27 protein-coding genes are annotated in these 16372 nt (G+C 36.5%); all 27 read left to right on the top strand.

The features are described from left to right. Window positions 1–14 precede the first annotated feature (14 nt). Window positions 15–2327: a hypothetical protein gene (locus BM305_RS03205; RefSeq protein WP_092559256.1), complete on the top strand. Its 2313-nt coding sequence runs from the start codon at window positions 15–17 to the stop codon at window positions 2325–2327. A gap of 8 nt (window positions 2328–2335) precedes the next feature. Continuing rightward, window positions 2336–2806, top strand: a complete 471-nt coding sequence (locus BM305_RS03210; protein ID WP_092559257.1) for a hypothetical protein — start codon at window positions 2336–2338, stop codon at window positions 2804–2806. Between the two features lie 26 nt (window positions 2807–2832). Continuing rightward, window positions 2833–3567: a hypothetical protein gene (locus BM305_RS03215; protein ID WP_092559258.1), complete on the top strand. Its 735-nt coding sequence runs from the start codon at window positions 2833–2835 to the stop codon at window positions 3565–3567. A 24-nt stretch (window positions 3568–3591) separates the two neighbouring features. Continuing rightward, window positions 3592–4161, top strand: a complete 570-nt coding sequence (locus BM305_RS03220) for a hypothetical protein (RefSeq protein WP_092559259.1) — start codon at window positions 3592–3594, stop codon at window positions 4159–4161. 75 nt (window positions 4162–4236) lie between these two features. Then, window positions 4237–5097 carry a class I SAM-dependent methyltransferase gene (locus BM305_RS03225; RefSeq protein ID WP_092559260.1) on the top strand — a complete coding sequence of 287 codons (861 nt, stop codon included), beginning with the start codon at window positions 4237–4239 and terminating at the stop codon, window positions 5095–5097. A gap of 342 nt (window positions 5098–5439) precedes the next feature. Continuing rightward, the gene (rpsJ, locus tag BM305_RS03230; RefSeq protein ID WP_092559261.1) at window positions 5440–5751 is read left to right on the top strand and encodes a 30S ribosomal protein S10; all 312 of its coding nucleotides are present in this window, start codon (window positions 5440–5442) and stop codon (window positions 5749–5751) included. A gap of 165 nt (window positions 5752–5916) precedes the next feature. Continuing rightward, complete coding sequence (rplC, locus tag BM305_RS03235; RefSeq protein ID WP_092559262.1) at window positions 5917–6546, top strand: 50S ribosomal protein L3; 630 nt, start codon at window positions 5917–5919, stop codon at window positions 6544–6546. Between the two features lie 28 nt (window positions 6547–6574). Beyond that, window positions 6575–7195, top strand: a complete 621-nt coding sequence (gene rplD / locus BM305_RS03240; RefSeq protein ID WP_092559263.1) for a 50S ribosomal protein L4 — start codon at window positions 6575–6577, stop codon at window positions 7193–7195. Then, window positions 7195–7494 carry a 50S ribosomal protein L23 gene (gene rplW / locus BM305_RS03245; RefSeq protein WP_092559264.1) on the top strand — a complete coding sequence of 100 codons (300 nt, stop codon included), beginning with the start codon at window positions 7195–7197 and terminating at the stop codon, window positions 7492–7494. Before rplD ends, rplW begins: the two co-directional genes overlap by 1 nt. A gap of 125 nt (window positions 7495–7619) precedes the next feature. Then, complete coding sequence (rplB, locus tag BM305_RS03250) at window positions 7620–8465, top strand: 50S ribosomal protein L2 (RefSeq protein ID WP_092559265.1); 846 nt, start codon at window positions 7620–7622, stop codon at window positions 8463–8465. A gap of 87 nt (window positions 8466–8552) precedes the next feature. Beyond that, window positions 8553–8831 (top strand): 30S ribosomal protein S19, encoded by a 279-nt coding sequence (gene rpsS, locus BM305_RS03255; protein ID WP_092559266.1) that lies wholly within the window; start codon window positions 8553–8555, stop codon window positions 8829–8831. Between the two features lie 80 nt (window positions 8832–8911). Continuing rightward, entirely contained in the window at window positions 8912–9301 is a 390-nt protein-coding gene (rplV, locus tag BM305_RS03260; RefSeq protein WP_092559267.1) for a 50S ribosomal protein L22, read from the top strand. Window positions 9302–9311: 10 nt separating this feature from the next. Beyond that, complete coding sequence (gene rpsC / locus BM305_RS03265; RefSeq protein WP_092559268.1) at window positions 9312–9971, top strand: 30S ribosomal protein S3; 660 nt, start codon at window positions 9312–9314, stop codon at window positions 9969–9971. Continuing rightward, window positions 9971–10408 carry a 50S ribosomal protein L16 gene (gene rplP, locus BM305_RS03270; protein WP_092559269.1) on the top strand — a complete coding sequence of 146 codons (438 nt, stop codon included), beginning with the start codon at window positions 9971–9973 and terminating at the stop codon, window positions 10406–10408. Before rpsC ends, rplP begins: the two co-directional genes overlap by 1 nt. Continuing rightward, on the top strand, window positions 10398–10601 hold the full coding sequence (gene rpmC / locus BM305_RS03275; RefSeq protein ID WP_092559270.1) for a 50S ribosomal protein L29: 204 nt from the start codon (window positions 10398–10400) through the stop codon (window positions 10599–10601). Before rplP ends, rpmC begins: the two co-directional genes overlap by 11 nt. A gap of 51 nt (window positions 10602–10652) precedes the next feature. After that, window positions 10653–10907, top strand: coding sequence for a 30S ribosomal protein S17 (gene rpsQ / locus BM305_RS03280; protein ID WP_092559271.1), 255 nt, complete (start codon window positions 10653–10655; stop codon window positions 10905–10907). 19 nt (window positions 10908–10926) lie between these two features. After that, on the top strand, window positions 10927–11295 hold the full coding sequence (gene rplN, locus BM305_RS03285; protein ID WP_092559272.1) for a 50S ribosomal protein L14: 369 nt from the start codon (window positions 10927–10929) through the stop codon (window positions 11293–11295). A 13-nt stretch (window positions 11296–11308) separates the two neighbouring features. Further along, entirely contained in the window at window positions 11309–11626 is a 318-nt protein-coding gene (gene rplX / locus BM305_RS03290; protein WP_092559273.1) for a 50S ribosomal protein L24, read from the top strand. Window positions 11627–11649: 23 nt separating this feature from the next. Then, entirely contained in the window at window positions 11650–12189 is a 540-nt protein-coding gene (gene rplE / locus BM305_RS03295) for a 50S ribosomal protein L5 (protein WP_092559274.1), read from the top strand. Window positions 12190–12204: 15 nt separating this feature from the next. Beyond that, window positions 12205–12390, top strand: coding sequence for a type Z 30S ribosomal protein S14 (locus tag BM305_RS03300; RefSeq protein WP_022439391.1), 186 nt, complete (start codon window positions 12205–12207; stop codon window positions 12388–12390). Between the two features lie 25 nt (window positions 12391–12415). After that, a complete protein-coding gene (gene rpsH / locus BM305_RS03305; protein ID WP_092559275.1) occupies window positions 12416–12817 on the top strand; it encodes a 30S ribosomal protein S8 in 402 nt (133 codons plus the stop codon). Window positions 12818–12862: 45 nt separating this feature from the next. Then, window positions 12863–13405, top strand: a complete 543-nt coding sequence (gene rplF, locus BM305_RS03310) for a 50S ribosomal protein L6 (protein ID WP_092559276.1) — start codon at window positions 12863–12865, stop codon at window positions 13403–13405. A gap of 18 nt (window positions 13406–13423) precedes the next feature. Continuing rightward, the gene (gene rplR / locus BM305_RS03315; protein WP_092559277.1) at window positions 13424–13792 is read left to right on the top strand and encodes a 50S ribosomal protein L18; all 369 of its coding nucleotides are present in this window, start codon (window positions 13424–13426) and stop codon (window positions 13790–13792) included. Between the two features lie 16 nt (window positions 13793–13808). Next, complete coding sequence (gene rpsE, locus BM305_RS03320; protein WP_092559278.1) at window positions 13809–14318, top strand: 30S ribosomal protein S5; 510 nt, start codon at window positions 13809–13811, stop codon at window positions 14316–14318. A gap of 12 nt (window positions 14319–14330) precedes the next feature. Then, window positions 14331–14513 (top strand): 50S ribosomal protein L30, encoded by a 183-nt coding sequence (gene rpmD, locus BM305_RS03325; RefSeq protein WP_092559279.1) that lies wholly within the window; start codon window positions 14331–14333, stop codon window positions 14511–14513. 28 nt (window positions 14514–14541) lie between these two features. Further along, complete coding sequence (gene rplO, locus BM305_RS03330; RefSeq protein ID WP_092559280.1) at window positions 14542–14982, top strand: 50S ribosomal protein L15; 441 nt, start codon at window positions 14542–14544, stop codon at window positions 14980–14982. Between the two features lie 3 nt (window positions 14983–14985). Next, window positions 14986–16335 carry a preprotein translocase subunit SecY gene (gene secY / locus BM305_RS03335; RefSeq protein ID WP_092559281.1) on the top strand — a complete coding sequence of 450 codons (1350 nt, stop codon included), beginning with the start codon at window positions 14986–14988 and terminating at the stop codon, window positions 16333–16335. The last annotated feature ends 37 nt before the right edge of the window (window positions 16336–16372 follow it).

Below are 16372 nucleotides of genomic sequence, written 5' to 3' on the forward strand. Positions count from 1 at the left end.
AGATAGGTGAGAAAATGGCTTCAATAACACACGAATGTATTATAATAGAAGGAATTTCTAAGGAAGTAGAAGTGCATGATTTTCAGATGTCCATAAAACCGAATGAACATGCAACAGCACGAGTTGTGGTAAAATATTTGTGCGAAATAACAGCGGAGGAAGTCTACGGGGGGCTTTTTGATAAGAGAATTACAATAAAGAGTACGGCTGAAGAAAATAAGGGGGTACTTTTTGTAGGTTTTGTCAATCAAATCAGTGTCCGTATCGAAGGTGGAATAAATTCTGAAAATAATTACATGGAAGCGGAAATAGAATTGATTTCTACCACTATTAAAATGGATTTGGAGAAAAAATGTCGTTCTTTTCAGGATGTTTCATTCACCTACGAAGCCCTTGTGAAAGAAATGGACTGTATTTGTAAAGGATGTATGAAAAAAGCTCAGTCCGTAAAGATTGAAAAACCATTAATCCAGTATGATGAAACGGATTGGGAGTTTCTATTAAGAATTGCTAGTCACTTGCATGGTCAGATAATACCTGTTGAGACAGCAGAAAAGGCCACCATTATGTTTGGACTGGTAAAAGAGGGAAAGGTTAGTGAGCGGAAGGAAGGCAGCATTAATGTGAAAATGACAACCTTTCGGGCTACAGAGTATACATACATAAAACATTTTGGAAGATACCTACAAACTGGCTTTCAAGAAGCAGCTATAAAGGAAAAAGATTTTGAAAGCTACGATGCTATTTCAATGCATAATTATAACATTGGAAATGAAACTTCCTATAAGAATGAGAGTTTGCTGATTTGTGAGAAAAGGGCAAAGTCCAATGGTTCGGAAATAGAGTTCTCTTATCAATTAGGACATGAAACATTAAATGGATTAAGTCCTTTTTATAATGAAAGACTTCATGGAAGAGCGTTAGAAGGTAAAGTTCTTAGTGTAAACGAGGAGCTAGTTAAGATACATTTAGATATTGATAAAAGTCAAAGTGAAAGTAAAGCTTATGAGTATAACTGGCAGCCAGATACGGGTAATATTTTTTATTGTATGCCGGAAAAGGATATGAGGGTTTCTTTGTACATAGGGGCACAAGATGAGAGGGAAGCAATTGCAATTAACTGTATCAGGCGTGAAGACTCTAAGAGCAAGGATATGAAGAACTTTAAGGAACGTTATATGACTACAATTAAGGATAAAAGATATTATTTCAAAGAAAAAAGCATGGGATTTTCTAATGAAACAAAAGATGAAGGGAAAACTCATCTGGGACTTTTTGATGATAATATGCTTCAGTTAAAAAGTGATAAGCCAATTCAGATGCAGGCAAAAGGCAATTTGATAATTGAAAGTGCATCATATAAGGCACTTTCAGATAAAGATATTTTGCTTTGCCAGAAAAGCAACGGTATTGAATTAAATAAGCAGGTTGATATTAAAGGTTCAAAAGTGGCTATTATGATGTCTTTTGGCGCAGGAACGGCACCGAAGGCAGAGAAGAAAAAAGATGCTGGAAATGCAGAGAAGGAAAAACGGGAAGAGGAAGCAATCCAGAAGTTTTCTGTACATGCTCTTTTAGATAAGCTTTCTTTTGATGATTCACAGCGCAGGCAGAATATTAATGCAGCAGTCAATATAGTGGCAGCAGGAAATCCTGTTTCCAGCAGGAAAGAACTGGATGACATGAGGACTAGATCTTCCTTTATAAAGCTAAAAAACCAGAGAACTCCGGAATATAATTCTTATAATGAAAAGCAAATCGGGGAATCTTATAATAAAGATGAAGTTGCAGTCTTGAGAACGACAAGGGATTTAGAGTCAAGGCCAGATGAAAATACGGTAATGCAGAAGGTAATACATAAGGATTCTTTAAATTATCTAACAGAGGCAGATTTGACAAAGCCAGCAACTGTTGGAGGATTTGTAGCAAAAGCGGAGGATGCACTTTGTGATACAAAAAGTTGTGAGGAAGCCAGAGAAAGCCTGAGGCTGGATTATCTTTCTAAGGGAGAGATCCCATATCCGGAGAATGGTGATGAGATGTTTGTGCTGAGATATGTCGCAGAAAATGATGCTTACTCCGACGATAATTTTGATATTCCATACAATATAGAGCTTGGAGGAGATGGTTCTTATGAAGCAGAAGGAAATACGTCGCCATGGACTGGAAATGGCCAGCTAGGTGGAAAAGATACTTTAATTCCTGAATGGGGAAATAAAACTTATCAGCCAGTTAGGGATGGCGCAATTTTTAAGAAAGATGCAGAGGGAAATGAAGTGCTTTATGCTGCTTATGATAAAAATAATAAAAAATTTGTAGTAGTATAGGAGGAGTTATGACAAGTCACAATGCTATTTATCAAGGAAAACTATACGATGCAGATGTGGAAAGGGATAAGAGAATAGTCCGTCTGAGGACAAAACAGTATCAGATTGGCTTTTATAAAGTGCAGAAAGATTTGTATGTAACAGAGGTAGAGTATGATGAAGTCGAGGGTTATTATGGTGTAGCTTATGATGCGGTTATTGCTGGTGTAGAAGTCCAGTTGAACCGGGTATTAGATAATTTTAAGATAATAGATGTAAATACAACAAATCCAAAACTGAAAACATTATACCAGTCCTATGATGTAAGAGACCGATTTTATTATGATTATCTTATACCAATTACGGAGGTAGAACTGTTTGTTCAGAGAGTATACCGCTATTTACCACCAGATTATCAATCATATGAGACAGAGAAATGTAACTTAACAACAAAAGAATTTGTGGATTCATGGAAAAAAGAAATTTTAGAGCGGGTATAGGAGCTTGTTATTTGGAGGATGTCAGGATGAGTGATTATGAAGTACAGATTCAAAAGATAATAGATATAGAAAACAAGTATATCATATTAAATCCAGTTTCTCCAGTGGAAGGGGAATTTCCTCCATTTATAGTTGAAGAGGAGGAGAAGCAGTTCTCTCTTTTTTCTAAGGAAACAGATGCTAGAAGTAAGGCAGAGGCATTTCCCATTGCAAAAATTAATCACCAGGAACTAGCTGCAATTTTAATGGAATATGCGCTGCATGGGGGAAAAGAGGCGGTATGGTATGAAAATTCTGAAAGCTGTATTTTTCAAAGTATGGATGGGGTGAATGCTTGTTACAGAAAGCTGGAGCGTCCTGAATTTTTGAAGAAAAACCAGATAAAGATAATTAAGGTATTCATGGACGTGCTGAAGGAGGAACGGAAGCTGTATACAATGCCACAAGGAGGAACATTAGGTGGTGATATTTTAGATAATAAATTCATTCCGTTTAAGGAGGAGAATAAAATAGTTTTTTTTGCAGAGGAAGAGCAAGCTCTTTCTTATTATAAGCAAAAAGGAATGCCCGAGGATTGGAATTTTGCTTCCAGCTACAGACAGGTGGTACAGGTTTTATTATATTGCTATGACCAGGGTGTCCGGGAATTGATTTTATATTATGAGAACGAAAAAATTGAAATAGAGCTGGATTTGCTTTTTTGGATTTTGCAAAGAATGGGAAGACCTGAAAAATATATTTTATTAAAGCCTTTGCCTTAGGGGAAATAAGATAGGGGGATAGTAATGAGGGCAGAAGAGTTTCTTGAGGAGTTTCAAGAGGAGATTGGAGAAAGAATACATTTTTCCAAAGAACTGCTTCAAAAAAGTTATGAACTGGATAAAAGGAAGCTGTGTCAGGAGTTTGTAGAACGTATGAAGCAAATAATGAGGGATTGTATAAAGCTTCAGAAGGAAGGTCAGAAGAAAAGCATTCATGCAATTTGCTTTTTTTGTCTTCGACATAGTGCTTTAACGGAATCCTATGAGTATCAAATTAATTTTTATGATGATAGCTTTTATGAGGACAGGACAGAGGTGGGAGGCTATTGGGAGCCAAAATACTACCGTCCTGTTATCCAGGAGGACATAAAATATTTTACGGCGCTATTAAGAAAAAGAAAGCTGCGTGTTTTAGACTATGAGGTGTCAGAGTTTTGCAGAGCATACATTTTCCAACTGCTAACGGAACTGCCCCAAGAGATGACGGAAAGCATTCCGGAATTATTAGATTCAGAAGAATATAAACAACTGGAGAAAACAGAATGCGGCTTCTATTTTGGAGAGTATCGGGAAAGGGTAAACTGGATTGGTTAGACATTTCAGTCCATTTGTGATAAAATGCATGAGTATAAAAAGAAAAAATGTATCAGATAAGGATTGGTAAAAAGTATGTGGACAGCAAAAGACTGGAAGGATTATGAGGTAATAGATACGTCTAGGGGTGAGAAACTTGAGCGATGGGGCAAGTATATTTTATTGCGTCCTGATCCCCAGGTGATTTGGGATACACCTAGAGAAGTGAAGCAGTGGAAGCAGTTAAACGGACATTATCACCGCAGCAGTAAGGGTGGTGGTGAATGGGAGTTTTTTAATTTACCAGAGCAATGGACCATTCAATACAAAGAACTGACCTTTCATCTTAAGCCATTCAGTTTTAAACACACTGGGTTATTTCCTGAACAGGCAGTGAACTGGGACTGGTTTAGTGACAAAATCAAACATGCAGGTCGGAAGGTTCAGGTGTTAAATTTGTTTGCTTATACAGGTGGTGCTACTATTGCAGCAGCCAAGGCTGGTGCCAGTGTAACTCATGTAGATGCTTCTAAGGGAATGGTAACATGGGCAAAAGAAAATGCTATGGCTTCAGGATTAGAAGAGGCACCGATCCGTTGGATTGTAGATGACTGTATTAAATATGTGGAAAGAGAAATCAGACGAGGCAGAAAGTATGACGGTATTATAATGGATCCGCCTTCCTATGGAAGAGGACCAAAAGGGGAAATATGGAAAGTGGAAGAGAGCATTTATCCTTTTATTGAATTGTGTACAAATCTTCTATCCGACAATCCATTGTTTTTTTTGGTGAATTCTTACACAACTGGCTTGCAGCCAGCAGTTCTTTCTTATATGTTAAATACAGCAGTAAAAAAACGTTTTGGCGGTATTGTCCAGTCCGATGAAATAGGACTTCCTGTTTCCAGTAATGGTCTGGTTTTACCATGTGGAGCTTCTGGACGATGGGAACAGTAATACGATGATATAAAAAAATAAAAAAGTGCTTGCATAAAATATAAAACTAATGTATAATAAGCATTGCTGTGGCATTGATAGCTGTGAAGCGTGAGGTTGCTTTATTTAAAATAAAGGTTTTCCGTGGAGCGAATGCTTAGTTTGAAACTGGCGACAAGTCACTGTACAAGAACATAATATTCTGCGTATAATCGAGAGAGCAGATGGGATGTGTGTTAACACAAAAGATCTTGAAAAAGGATAATTTGTGATACACACGGATGAGTGTACAGTCACCGCTTGTCGTACTGAAAAGCGTGAAAAGGAATTTTCACAAAGTGCGAAAAGGAGGCGACTTTTTTTATGGCAAGTCAAGTAATGCGAATTGTATTGAAGGCATATGATCATCAATTAATCGATCAGTCAGCTGGAAAAATTATTGAAACTGTAAAGAAGACAGGGTCAAAGGTGAGTGGACCTGTACCACTACCAACTAAGAAGGAAGTAGTAACAATTCTTAGAGCGGTTCATAAGTACAAAGATTCCAGAGAACAGTTTGAGCAGAGAACACATAAAAGATTGATTGACATTATTACACCTTCACAAAAGACTGTTGATGCATTATCAAGGTTGGAAATGCCAGCTGGTGTATTCATTGACATTAAGATGAAGTAAAAATATTAAGGGAAAATCCTTAGGGTTTATATATAGAGTCCAAGCAACGATAGAAACAAAGGAATTGTTTATAGGATACCAAGTACTCGGTTGTAGACCGTCTAGGATGATCACAGGAAAGCAATGGAATGTGATCCGCTGTAGATTAGTAGGAGGTGCGCAAGCATGAAGAGAGCGATTTTAACAACTAAAGTCGGAATGACTCAGATATTTAATGATGAAGGAGTTTTAATTCCAGTTACTGTACTTCAAGCAGGTCCTTGTGTGGTTACACAGGTAAAGACTTGTGAAAATGATGGTTATAGTGCAGTGCAGGTAGGTTTTGGCGAAATCAGAGAAAAGTTAGTGAACAAACCTGAAACAGGACATTTCAAAAAAGCCGGTGTAAGTGTAAAAAGATATGTAAAAGAATTTAAATTCGAAAATTCTGAAGAGTATGTTGCTGGTCAGGAAATCAAAGCTGACATCTTTAAAGAGGGTGACAAAATTGATGCTACTGCAACATCAAAAGGTAAAGGATTCCAAGGCGCTATTAAAAGACATGGTCAATCAAGAGGACCTATGGGTCATGGTTCTAAGTTCCATAGACATGCTGGTTCCAATGGTGCATGTTCTGATCCTTCAAAAGTATTTAAAGGTAAACACATGCCAGGACACATGGGAGCTGTTCAGGTTACAACTCAGAATCTTGAGGTTGTAAAGGTAGATATTGAAAACAACTTGATCTTAGTAAAGGGTGCTGTGCCTGGACCTAAGAAATCTATGGTAGAAATCAGAGAGTCAGTAAAAGCGTAATAGGCTTTGAGGAAGGAGGAACACACAGATGGCAAACGTATCTGTTTTTAATATGGAAGGCAAAGAAGTAGGAACTATGGACTTAAATGATGAAATCTTTGCTGCACCAGTAAATGAGCATTTGGTGCATATGGCAGTTGTGCTTCAATTAGCTAATAAACGTCAAGGTACACAAAATGCAAAAACACGTTCTGAAGTAAGTGGTGGCGGTAGAAAGCCATGGAGACAAAAAGGAACAGGTCATGCAAGACAAGGTTCTATCAGAGCTCCTCAATGGACTGGCGGTGGAGTTGTATTTGCTCCAAAGTCAAGAGACTATTCTTTCAAAATGAATAAGAAAGAAAAAGTTGCTGCTCTTAAATCAGTTTTAACTGAAAAAGTAAATGAAAAGAAATTTATCGTAGTAGATGAATTAACAATGAATGAATTTAAAACTAAAAAGATGGTTGAAGTTTTAAATAATTTAAAAGTAAATAAAGCATTAATCGTTGTTGCTGAGAAAGACGAAAAAGTGATTGGATCAGCTAAAAATATTCCAACAGTTGCTACAACATTATCAAACAGCTTAAGTATTTATGATATTTTGAAATACGATTCTGTAGTAATTACAAAAGAAGCTGTTGCAAAAATCGAGGAGGTGTACGCATAATGGCAGATTTAAAATATTATGATGTTATCCTTAAACCAGTTGTAACTGAAAAAAGTATGGAAGCAATGAGCTTGAAAAAATATACTTTTTATGTTCATACAGAAGCAACAAAGGGTCAAATCAAAGAAGCAGTGGAAAAAATGTTTACAGGTACTAAGGTAGTAAGCGTTAACACAATGAATTTAGAGGGTAAAAGCCGCAGACGTGGTGCTACTAAAGGAAAGACAGCAAAAAGAAAGAAAGCTATTGTACAGTTAAGTCAGGACAGTGCTGATATTGAAATTTTTGAAGGTCTGTAATCTGTAGATAAAAGTCTCTCATCAGAGAGCAATATTTGATATTATGGTTATTTATAACCGATAAGAATAAATTTTGGATATGATACGCGTGAGCGCGTTGCATCACATCGAAAGGAGTGCAAAAAATGGGAATCAAAAAGTTTAACCCATATACACCTTCCAGAAGACATATGACTAGTTCTGATTTTGCAGAAATTACAACTGATAAGCCAGAAAAATCATTAGTTGTTTCTATAAAGAAAAATGCTGGTCGTAATAATCAAGGTAAAATTACAGTTAGACACCATGGTGGTGGCGCTAGAAAGAAATATAGAATTATTGATTTTAAAAGAAGAAAAGATGGTGTTCCAGCTATTGTAAAGACGATCGAATACGATCCAAACAGAACTGCAAACATCGCATTAATTTCTTACGCAGATGGAGAAAAGGCATATATTCTTGCACCAAACGGTTTACAAGTAGGTCAGACTGTTATGAATGGTGAAACAGCAGAAATTAAAGTTGGAAACTGCCTTCCATTACAAGCAATTCCAGTAGGTTCTCAGGTACACAACATTGAGTTATATCCTGGAAAAGGCGGACAGTTAGTTCGTTCAGCAGGTAATAGCGCTCAGTTGATGGCAAAGGAAGGAAAGTTTGCTACATTGAGATTACCTTCAGGCGAAATGAGAATGGTTCCAATTATTTGTCGAGCTACTATGGGTCAGGTTGGTAATATTGATCATGAGTTAATTAACATTGGTAAAGCTGGACGTAAACGTCATATGGGTATTAGACCAACTGTTCGTGGTTCTGTTATGAACCCTAATGACCATCCACATGGTGGTGGTGAAGGAAGAACTGGTATTGGTCGTACCGGCCCATGTACACCTTGGGGTAAACCAGCTCTTGGCTTGAAGACAAGAAAGAAACACAAATCATCTAATAAGATGATCATCAGAAGAAGAGACGGTAAAGCGTTAGCTAAATAATAGAGAACTTTTGCCTTATAGTATTTACAAAAGACAATAGTATAATGGCAGAAGTTTATTTCGAGAAGTATAAGGAGGTCAAAACCTATGGCACGTTCATTAAAAAAGGGACCATTTGCTGATGAGCATTTATTGAAAAAAATTGATGCTTCCAATGCAAACGGTGATAAGACAGTGATTAAAACCTGGTCACGCCGTTCTACAATCTTCCCTACTTTTGTAGGACATACACTTGCAGTACATGATGGTAGAAAACATATACCTGTATATGTAACTGAAGATATGGTAGGTCACAAGTTAGGTGAGTTTGTAGCAACCAGAACTTACAGAGGTCATGGTAAGGACGAGAAAAAAGGAAGAAGATAGTACTCATTATGAGAGTGATGTCTTTATGAGATAGCAACATCGGAATAGAACGTTTTAGTAATTGAAAGGAGGTTACATCCATGGCAAAAGGACATAGATCCCAGATAAAAAGAGAGAGAAATGAAAGTCAGAAAGAAACCAGACCTTCAGCGAAGTTATCATACGCCAGAGTTTCGGTTCAAAAGGCTTGTTTCGTTTTAGACGCAATCAGAGGCAAGGATGTACAAACAGCACTTGGTATTTTAGCATATAATCCAAGATATGCTTCAAGATTAGTAGAAAAATTATTAAAGTCTGCAATTGCAAATGCTGAAAATAATAATGGAATGAATCCACAGAATCTTTATGTTGCTGCTTGCTATGCAGACAAAGGACCAACTATGAAAAGAATCAGACCAAGAGCACAGGGAAGGGCTTATCGTATTGAAAAAAGAGTAAGCCATATCACAGTTGTGCTTGATGAAAGATAAGGAGGCAAACATGGGACAAAAAGTTAATCCTCACGGCTTGAGAGTCGGTGTTATAAAAGAATGGGACTCTAAATGGTATGCTGAAGCTGATTTTGCTGACAACTTAGTTGAAGATTATAATATTAGAAAATTCTTAAAAAAGAAATTATTCAGTTCAGGAATTGCTAAAATTGAAATCGAGAGACCAGCTGACAGAGTGAAAGTAATTGTTCATACAGCTAAGCCTGGTGTAGTAATTGGTAAAGGCGGAGCAGAGATTGAGAAATTAAAAACTGAATTAGCTAAATATACAACCAAAAAAGTTTTAGTTGATATTAAAGAAATTAAGAGACCAGATAATAATGCACAATTAGTTGCTGAAAATATTGCTCAACAATTGGAAAATCGTATCTCTTTCAGAAGAGCTATGAAATCTTGCATGGGCAGAGCAATGAAATCTGGCGCAAAGGGCATTAAGACAGCAGTTTCAGGCCGTCTTGGCGGTGCAGATATGGCTCGTACTGAATTTTACAGCGAAGGAACTATTCCACTACAAACATTGCGTGCAGATATTGATTATGGATTTGCAGAAGCAGATACAACTTACGGTAAGCTTGGCGTTAAGGTTTGGATTTACCACGGTGAAGTACTTCCAACAAAAGCAGCAAAAAAGGAAGGGAGCGATAAATAATGTTAATGCCTAAGAGAGTTAAACGTCGTAAACAGTTTCGTGGCTCCATGAAGGGAAAAGCAACTAGAGGAAATCAAATTTCTTACGGCGAATATGGTATTGTGGCTTTAGAGCCAGGTTGGATTAAATCAAATCAAATTGAAGCAGCCCGTATTGCGATGACTCGTTATATCAAACGTGGTGGTAAGGTTTGGATTAAAATATTTCCAGATAAGCCAGTAACAAACAAACCAGCTGAAACTCGAATGGGTTCCGGTAAAGGTTCTTTAGAATACTGGGTTGCAGTAGTAAAACCAGGACGTATTATGTTCGAAATTTCTGGTGTCGCAGAGGAAACAGCAAGAGAAGCGTTGCGTTTAGCAACTCATAAATTACCAATAAAGTGTAAGGTAGTTTCTCGTGCAGACTTAGAAGGAGGTGCGGGCAGTGAAGAATAAGGATTTTTATAAAGAGTTGACAGCTAAAACTCAAGCTGAGTTAAGTCAAGATTTAGTAGCTGCTAAAAAGGAACTTTTTAATTTAAGATTCCAGAACGCAACAAATCAATTAGATAATACCAGCAGAATTAAAGAAGTAAGAAGAAATATTGCCAGAATTCAAACAGTTATTTCTGCAAAGGCTGCTAACTAATAGAGAGCAGTTTAATGGTATGGTGCAGATTGTATAGAAAGGAGAATTGTTGTGGATAGAAACCTTAGAAAGACTCGTACAGGTAAAGTCGTTAGTGATAAAATGGACAAAACAATTGTTGTTGCAGTAGTTGATAACGTAAAACACCCACTTTACAACAAAATCGTAAAGAGAACTTATAAATTAAAAGCACATGATGAAAATAACGATTGCAACATTGGTGATAGAGTAAAAGTTATGGAAACAAGACCATTATCAAAAGATAAGAGATGGAGACTTGTTGAAATTATTGAAAGAGCAAAATAGTGCTGAAAGGAGTATTAGCATGATCCAACAAGAATCAAGACTTAGAGTTGCGGATAATACAGGTGCTAAGGAATTACTTTGTATCAGAGTATTAGGCGGCTCAACTAGAAGATATGCGGCTATAGGTGATATTATCGTTGCTACGGTCAAAGATGCAACACCAGGTGGTGTTGTAAAAAAAGGTGATGTAGTAAAAGCTGTTGTAGTTCGTACAGTAAAGGAAACCCGTCGTAAAGATGGTTCATATATTAGATTTGATGAAAATGCTGCTGTTATCATCAAAGAAGATAAAAATCCAAAAGGAACTCGTATTTTTGGACCTGTTGCAAGAGAGTTAAGAGAAAAGCAATTTATGAAAATTGTTTCATTAGCACCAGAAGTATTATAAGGAGGTGTCGAGAATGGCAACTGTGAAGATCAAAAAGGGCGACACTGTAAAAGTGATTGCTGGTAAAGATAAAGGTAAAGATAAAGGTAAAGAAGGAAAAGTTATCTCTGTAAAAGATGGTAAGGTCTTAGTAGAAGGCGTTAACACGATTACAAAGCATGCAAAACCTAGTCAGGTAAATCCAAAGGGCGGAATTATTCATCAGGAAGCAGCGATTGATATGTCTAATGTTATGTATGTTCATCAGGGAAAAGCAACTAGAATCGGATTTAAAATAGAAGATGGCAAAAAAGTTCGTTTTGCTAAATCAACTGGCAAGGTAATTGACTAATTGGAGAGAGGAGGTTTTGTACGTTGAGTAGATTAAAAGAAACTTATTTGAGTGAAATTGTTGATAATATGACAAAGAAGTTTGGTTATAAGAACGTAATGCAGGTACCAAAGCTTGATAAAATTGTAATAAATATGGGCGTTGGCGAAGCAAAAGATAATGCTAAAGTTTTAGAATCAGCTGTGAAAGACTTAGAAATTATTGCGGGTCAAAAAGTTGTTTTAACAAGAGCAAAAAAATCTGTAGCTAACTTTAAAATCAGAGAAGGTATGGCAATTGGATGTAAGGTTACACTTAGAGGCGAAAAGATGTATGAATTTGCTGATCGTCTTATCAACTTAGCTTTACCTCGAGTACGTGACTTTAGAGGTGTTAACCCTAACGCATTTGACGGAAGAGGAAATTATGCACTTGGTATTAAAGAGCAATTAATTTTCCCTGAAATCGAATACGATAAAGTAGACAAAGTAAGAGGTATGGATGTAATATTTGTAACAACTGCAAATACAGATGAAGAAGCACGTGAACTATTAACTCAATTTGGTGTGCCATTTAAAAAATAATAAGGAGGATGTATCATGGCTAAAACTTCAATGAAAGTAAAACAACAACGCCCAGCTAAGTTCTCTACTAGAGAATACAGCCGTTGTAGAATCTGTGGACGTCCACATGCTTATTTGAGAAAATACGGAATCTGTAGAATCTGTTTCCGTGAATTAGCATATAAAGGACAAATTCCAGGTGTTAAAAAAGCAAGTTGGTAAGATAAAAGGAAGGAGGCAAACTTAAATGACAATGAGTGATCCAATCGCAGATATGCTTACAAGAATTCGTAATGCAAATACTGCAAAACATGATACAGTAGATGTACCTGCTTCAAAAATGAAGATAGCAATTGCAGACATTTTATATAAAGAAGGTTATATCAAAAAATACGATTTAGAAGAAATCGGTGGTTTCAAGACGATTCATATTACATTAAAATATGGTCAGGATAAAAACGTTAAAGTTATTTCCGGACTTAAGAGAATTTCTAAACCAGGTCTTCGTGTATACGCAAACAGCGAAGAACTGCCAAAGGTTCTTGGTGGACTTGGAGTAGCAATTATTTCAACCAATAAAGGTGTTGTAACTGATAAAGAGGCTAGAAAGCTTAATGTTGGTGGAGAAGTACTAGCATTTATTTGGTAGTACCAAGCAATAAATTATAGAAAATAAAATTACGGAGGTGCGGGCATGTCACGTATAGGAAGAATGCCTATCGCGGTACCAGCAGATGTTACTGTTGATATTGCAGAAAATAATAAAGTGACTGTAAAAGGTCCTAAGGGAACACTTGAAAGAGTATTACCTTCAGAAATGATTATTACTAGGGAAGGTGATGAAATCACTGTTTCCAGACCTAATGATTTGAAGAAAATGAAATCATTGCATGGTTTAACCAGAACATTGCTTAATAATATGATTGTTGGTGTAACAACTGGGTATCAGAAAGTTCTTGAAATCAACGGTGTTGGTTACAGAGCTGCAAAACAAGGAAATGTTTTAAATCTTTCTTTGGGATATTCACATCCTGTAAACATGGAAGATCCAGAAGGTCTTGAAGTTGTCGTTGAAGGACAAAATAAGATTATTGTTAAAGGTATAGATAAAGAAAAAGTTGGTCAATACGCTGCTGAAATCAGAGAAAAGAGAGCTCCAGAACCTTATAAGGGTAAAGGTATCAAATATGCTGATGAAGTAATCAGACGTAAAGTAGGTAAGACTGGTAAGAAATAGATAAAGGAGTGAATCAGGATGGTTAGTAAAGAATCAAGAAGTGAAATTCGTGAAAATAAGCATAGAAGAATTCGTAATCGTTTTGCCGGAACTGCTGAAAGACCTCGTCTAGCTGTATTTAGAAGTAATAGCCATATGTATGTACAGATTATTGATGATACAGCTGGAAATACATTAGTTTCTGCGTCTACTCTTCAAAAAGAAGTTAAGGCTGAAATTGAAAAAACGAACGACGTAGCAGCTGCAGCATATTTAGGTACTGTTATTGCTAAAAAGGCATTAGAAAAGGGTATTAACACTGTTGTATTTGACAGAGGCGGCTTTATATATCAAGGTAAAATCAAAGCATTAGCAGATGCAGCTAGAGAAGCTGGTCTACAATTCTAGGCAAGGAGGAGAATAAATGAAACGTACAATCGTTGATGCTAGCCAATTAGAGTTAGAAGATAAAGTAGTATCAATCAAACGTGTTACGAAAGTAGTAAAAGGTGGACGTAATTTTAGATTTACAGCCTTAGTAGTAGTCGGAGACAAGAACGGACACGTTGGTGCAGGTTTAGGTAAGGCGTCTGAAATTCCAGAAGCAATTCGTAAAGGGAAAGAAGATGCAATTAAGAGTTTAATTTCCTTACCAATTGACGAAAATGGCAGTGTTCCTCATGATTATGTTGGTAAATTCGGAAGCGCAAGTGTATTATTAAAGCGTTCCCCTGAAGGTACTGGTATTATCGCGGGTGGTCCTGCACGTTCCGTATTGGAATTAGCTGGATTTAAAAACATCCGTACTAAGTCATTAGGATCAAATAATAAACAAAACGTTGTATTAGCAACAATTGAAGGCTTAAATCAATTAAAAACTCCAGAAGAAGTAGCTAAGCTTCGCGGACTCTCTGTAGAAGAGCTCTTGGGTTAGGAGGAAATAAAAATGGCAAATAGTTTAAAAGTAACATTAGTAAAATCCACTATCGGTGCAATACCTAAGCACAAAGCAACAGTTGCAGCTTTAGGGCTTAAAAAACTTAACAAAACAGTTGAATTACCAGATAACGATGCTGTCAGAGGTATGTTATGGCATGTTAAGCACTTAGTAAAAGTGGAAGAAATTTAATAATAAACTTTGTAAGGAGGTGCACACGATGAATTTATCAGAATTAAGACCTGCTGAAGGTTCTAAACAAAGCAATAATTTCAGAAGAGGTCGTGGACACGGTTCAGGAAATGGTAAAACTGCCGGTAAAGGCCACAAAGGTCAAAAGGCACGTTCAGGAGCTCCTAGACCAGGTTTTGAAGGTGGACAGATGCCTTTATATAGAAGACTTCCTAAGAGAGGCTTCACAAATAGAAACACAAAAGAAATTATTGGAATTAACGTTGATGTATTAAATAGATTTGAAGATGGTGCTGAAGTTACGGTGAAAAGCTTAATGGAAATCGGCATTATCAAAAATCCAAAGGATGGAGTTAAGATTCTGGGAAATGGGGAATTAACTAAGAAGCTTGATGTAAAAGTAAATGCTTTTAGTGCATCTGCAGTAGAAAAAATTCAAGCACTTGGTGGAAAAGCTGAGGTGATTTAGGGGATGTTTAAGACGGTCCGAAACGCTCTAAAGGTTAAAGATATCAGAAATAAGTTAATTTATACTTTTGTAGCTTTAGTTATCGTGAGAATTGGCTGCCAGCTTCCTGTACCTGGTGTGGACAGGGATTATGTAGCTAGTTTCTTTGCGCAACAATTCGGTACTAGTGGAACAGCAATGGGCTTTTTTGATGCAATGACTGGTGGTTCTTTTACCACCATGTCAATTTTTGCATTGAATATTACGCCATACATTACTTCTTCCATCATTATGCAATTGTTAACAATAGCGATTCCTAAGCTGGAAGAAATGCAAAAAGATGGAGAAGACGGAAGAAAGAAAATAGCCGAGTTTACTCGTTATTTGACAATTGGTTTATCAATTGTAGAGAGTTTAGCAATGGTAATCGGTTTTGGTAACCAAGGTTACTTAGAAGGTGGAATCACTTTTACAAATGTCCTTGTTGTAGTTGTAGCCATGACTGCTGGTTCAGCATTTTTAATGTGGTTAGGTGAGCAAATTACAGAAAAGGGAGTTGGAAATGGTATTTCCATTATCTTATTAATTAATATCATATCAAGAATTCCTCAAGATATGATAACTTTATACAATCAGTTTATCAAGAATGCTACAGTTGCAAATGCAGTAATTTCTGGAGTGGTTATTATCGGTGTTATCGTGGCAATGGTTGCATTTATTGTTGTATTATCAGGTGGTGAAAGAAGAATACCTGTTCAGTATGCAAAAAAAGTGCAAGGTAGAAAAATGGTAGGCGGACAGTCTACTAATATTCCATTAAAAGTTAATACTGCTGGTGTTATTCCAGTAATTTTTGCGGGTTCCTTGTTGTCAACTCCAATTATTATAGCAAAATTTGCCTCAGTGGATCCTGCATCTGGAGCAGGAGCAACTCTTATTCAGAAGTTATTAAAGATTTGTAGTCAAAATGCGTGGTTAAACTTCAAAAATTTTGGTGAATTTAAGTATTCATTAGGATTAGTAGTTTATATTATATTAGTAATATTCTTTGCATATTTTTATACTTCCATTACTTTTAATCCAATTGAAGTGTCTAATAATATGAAGAAACAAGGTGGGTTTATTCCTGGTATTCGTCCTGGAAAGCCAACTACTGATTATTTAACAAAAGTGTTAAACTATATCATTTTCATTGGTGCTGTAGGCTTAACAATTGTTGCAGTAGTACCTATTTTCTGTCAGGGAGTATTTGGCGCAGATGTATCTTTCAGTGGAACATCATTAATCATTATTGTTGGTGTTGTACTTGAAACAATGAAACAAATCGAATCTCAAATGCTTGTACGTCACTACAAAGGCTTCTTGAATGACTAATAAGATAAGCTTTATGTTTTAGCTGTAGTGAAAACTA

It is taken from the genome of Anaeromicropila populeti (assembly GCF_900112775.1).
GTDB classification, from domain to species: domain Bacteria; phylum Bacillota; class Clostridia; order Lachnospirales; family Lachnospiraceae; genus Anaeromicropila_A; species Anaeromicropila_A populeti.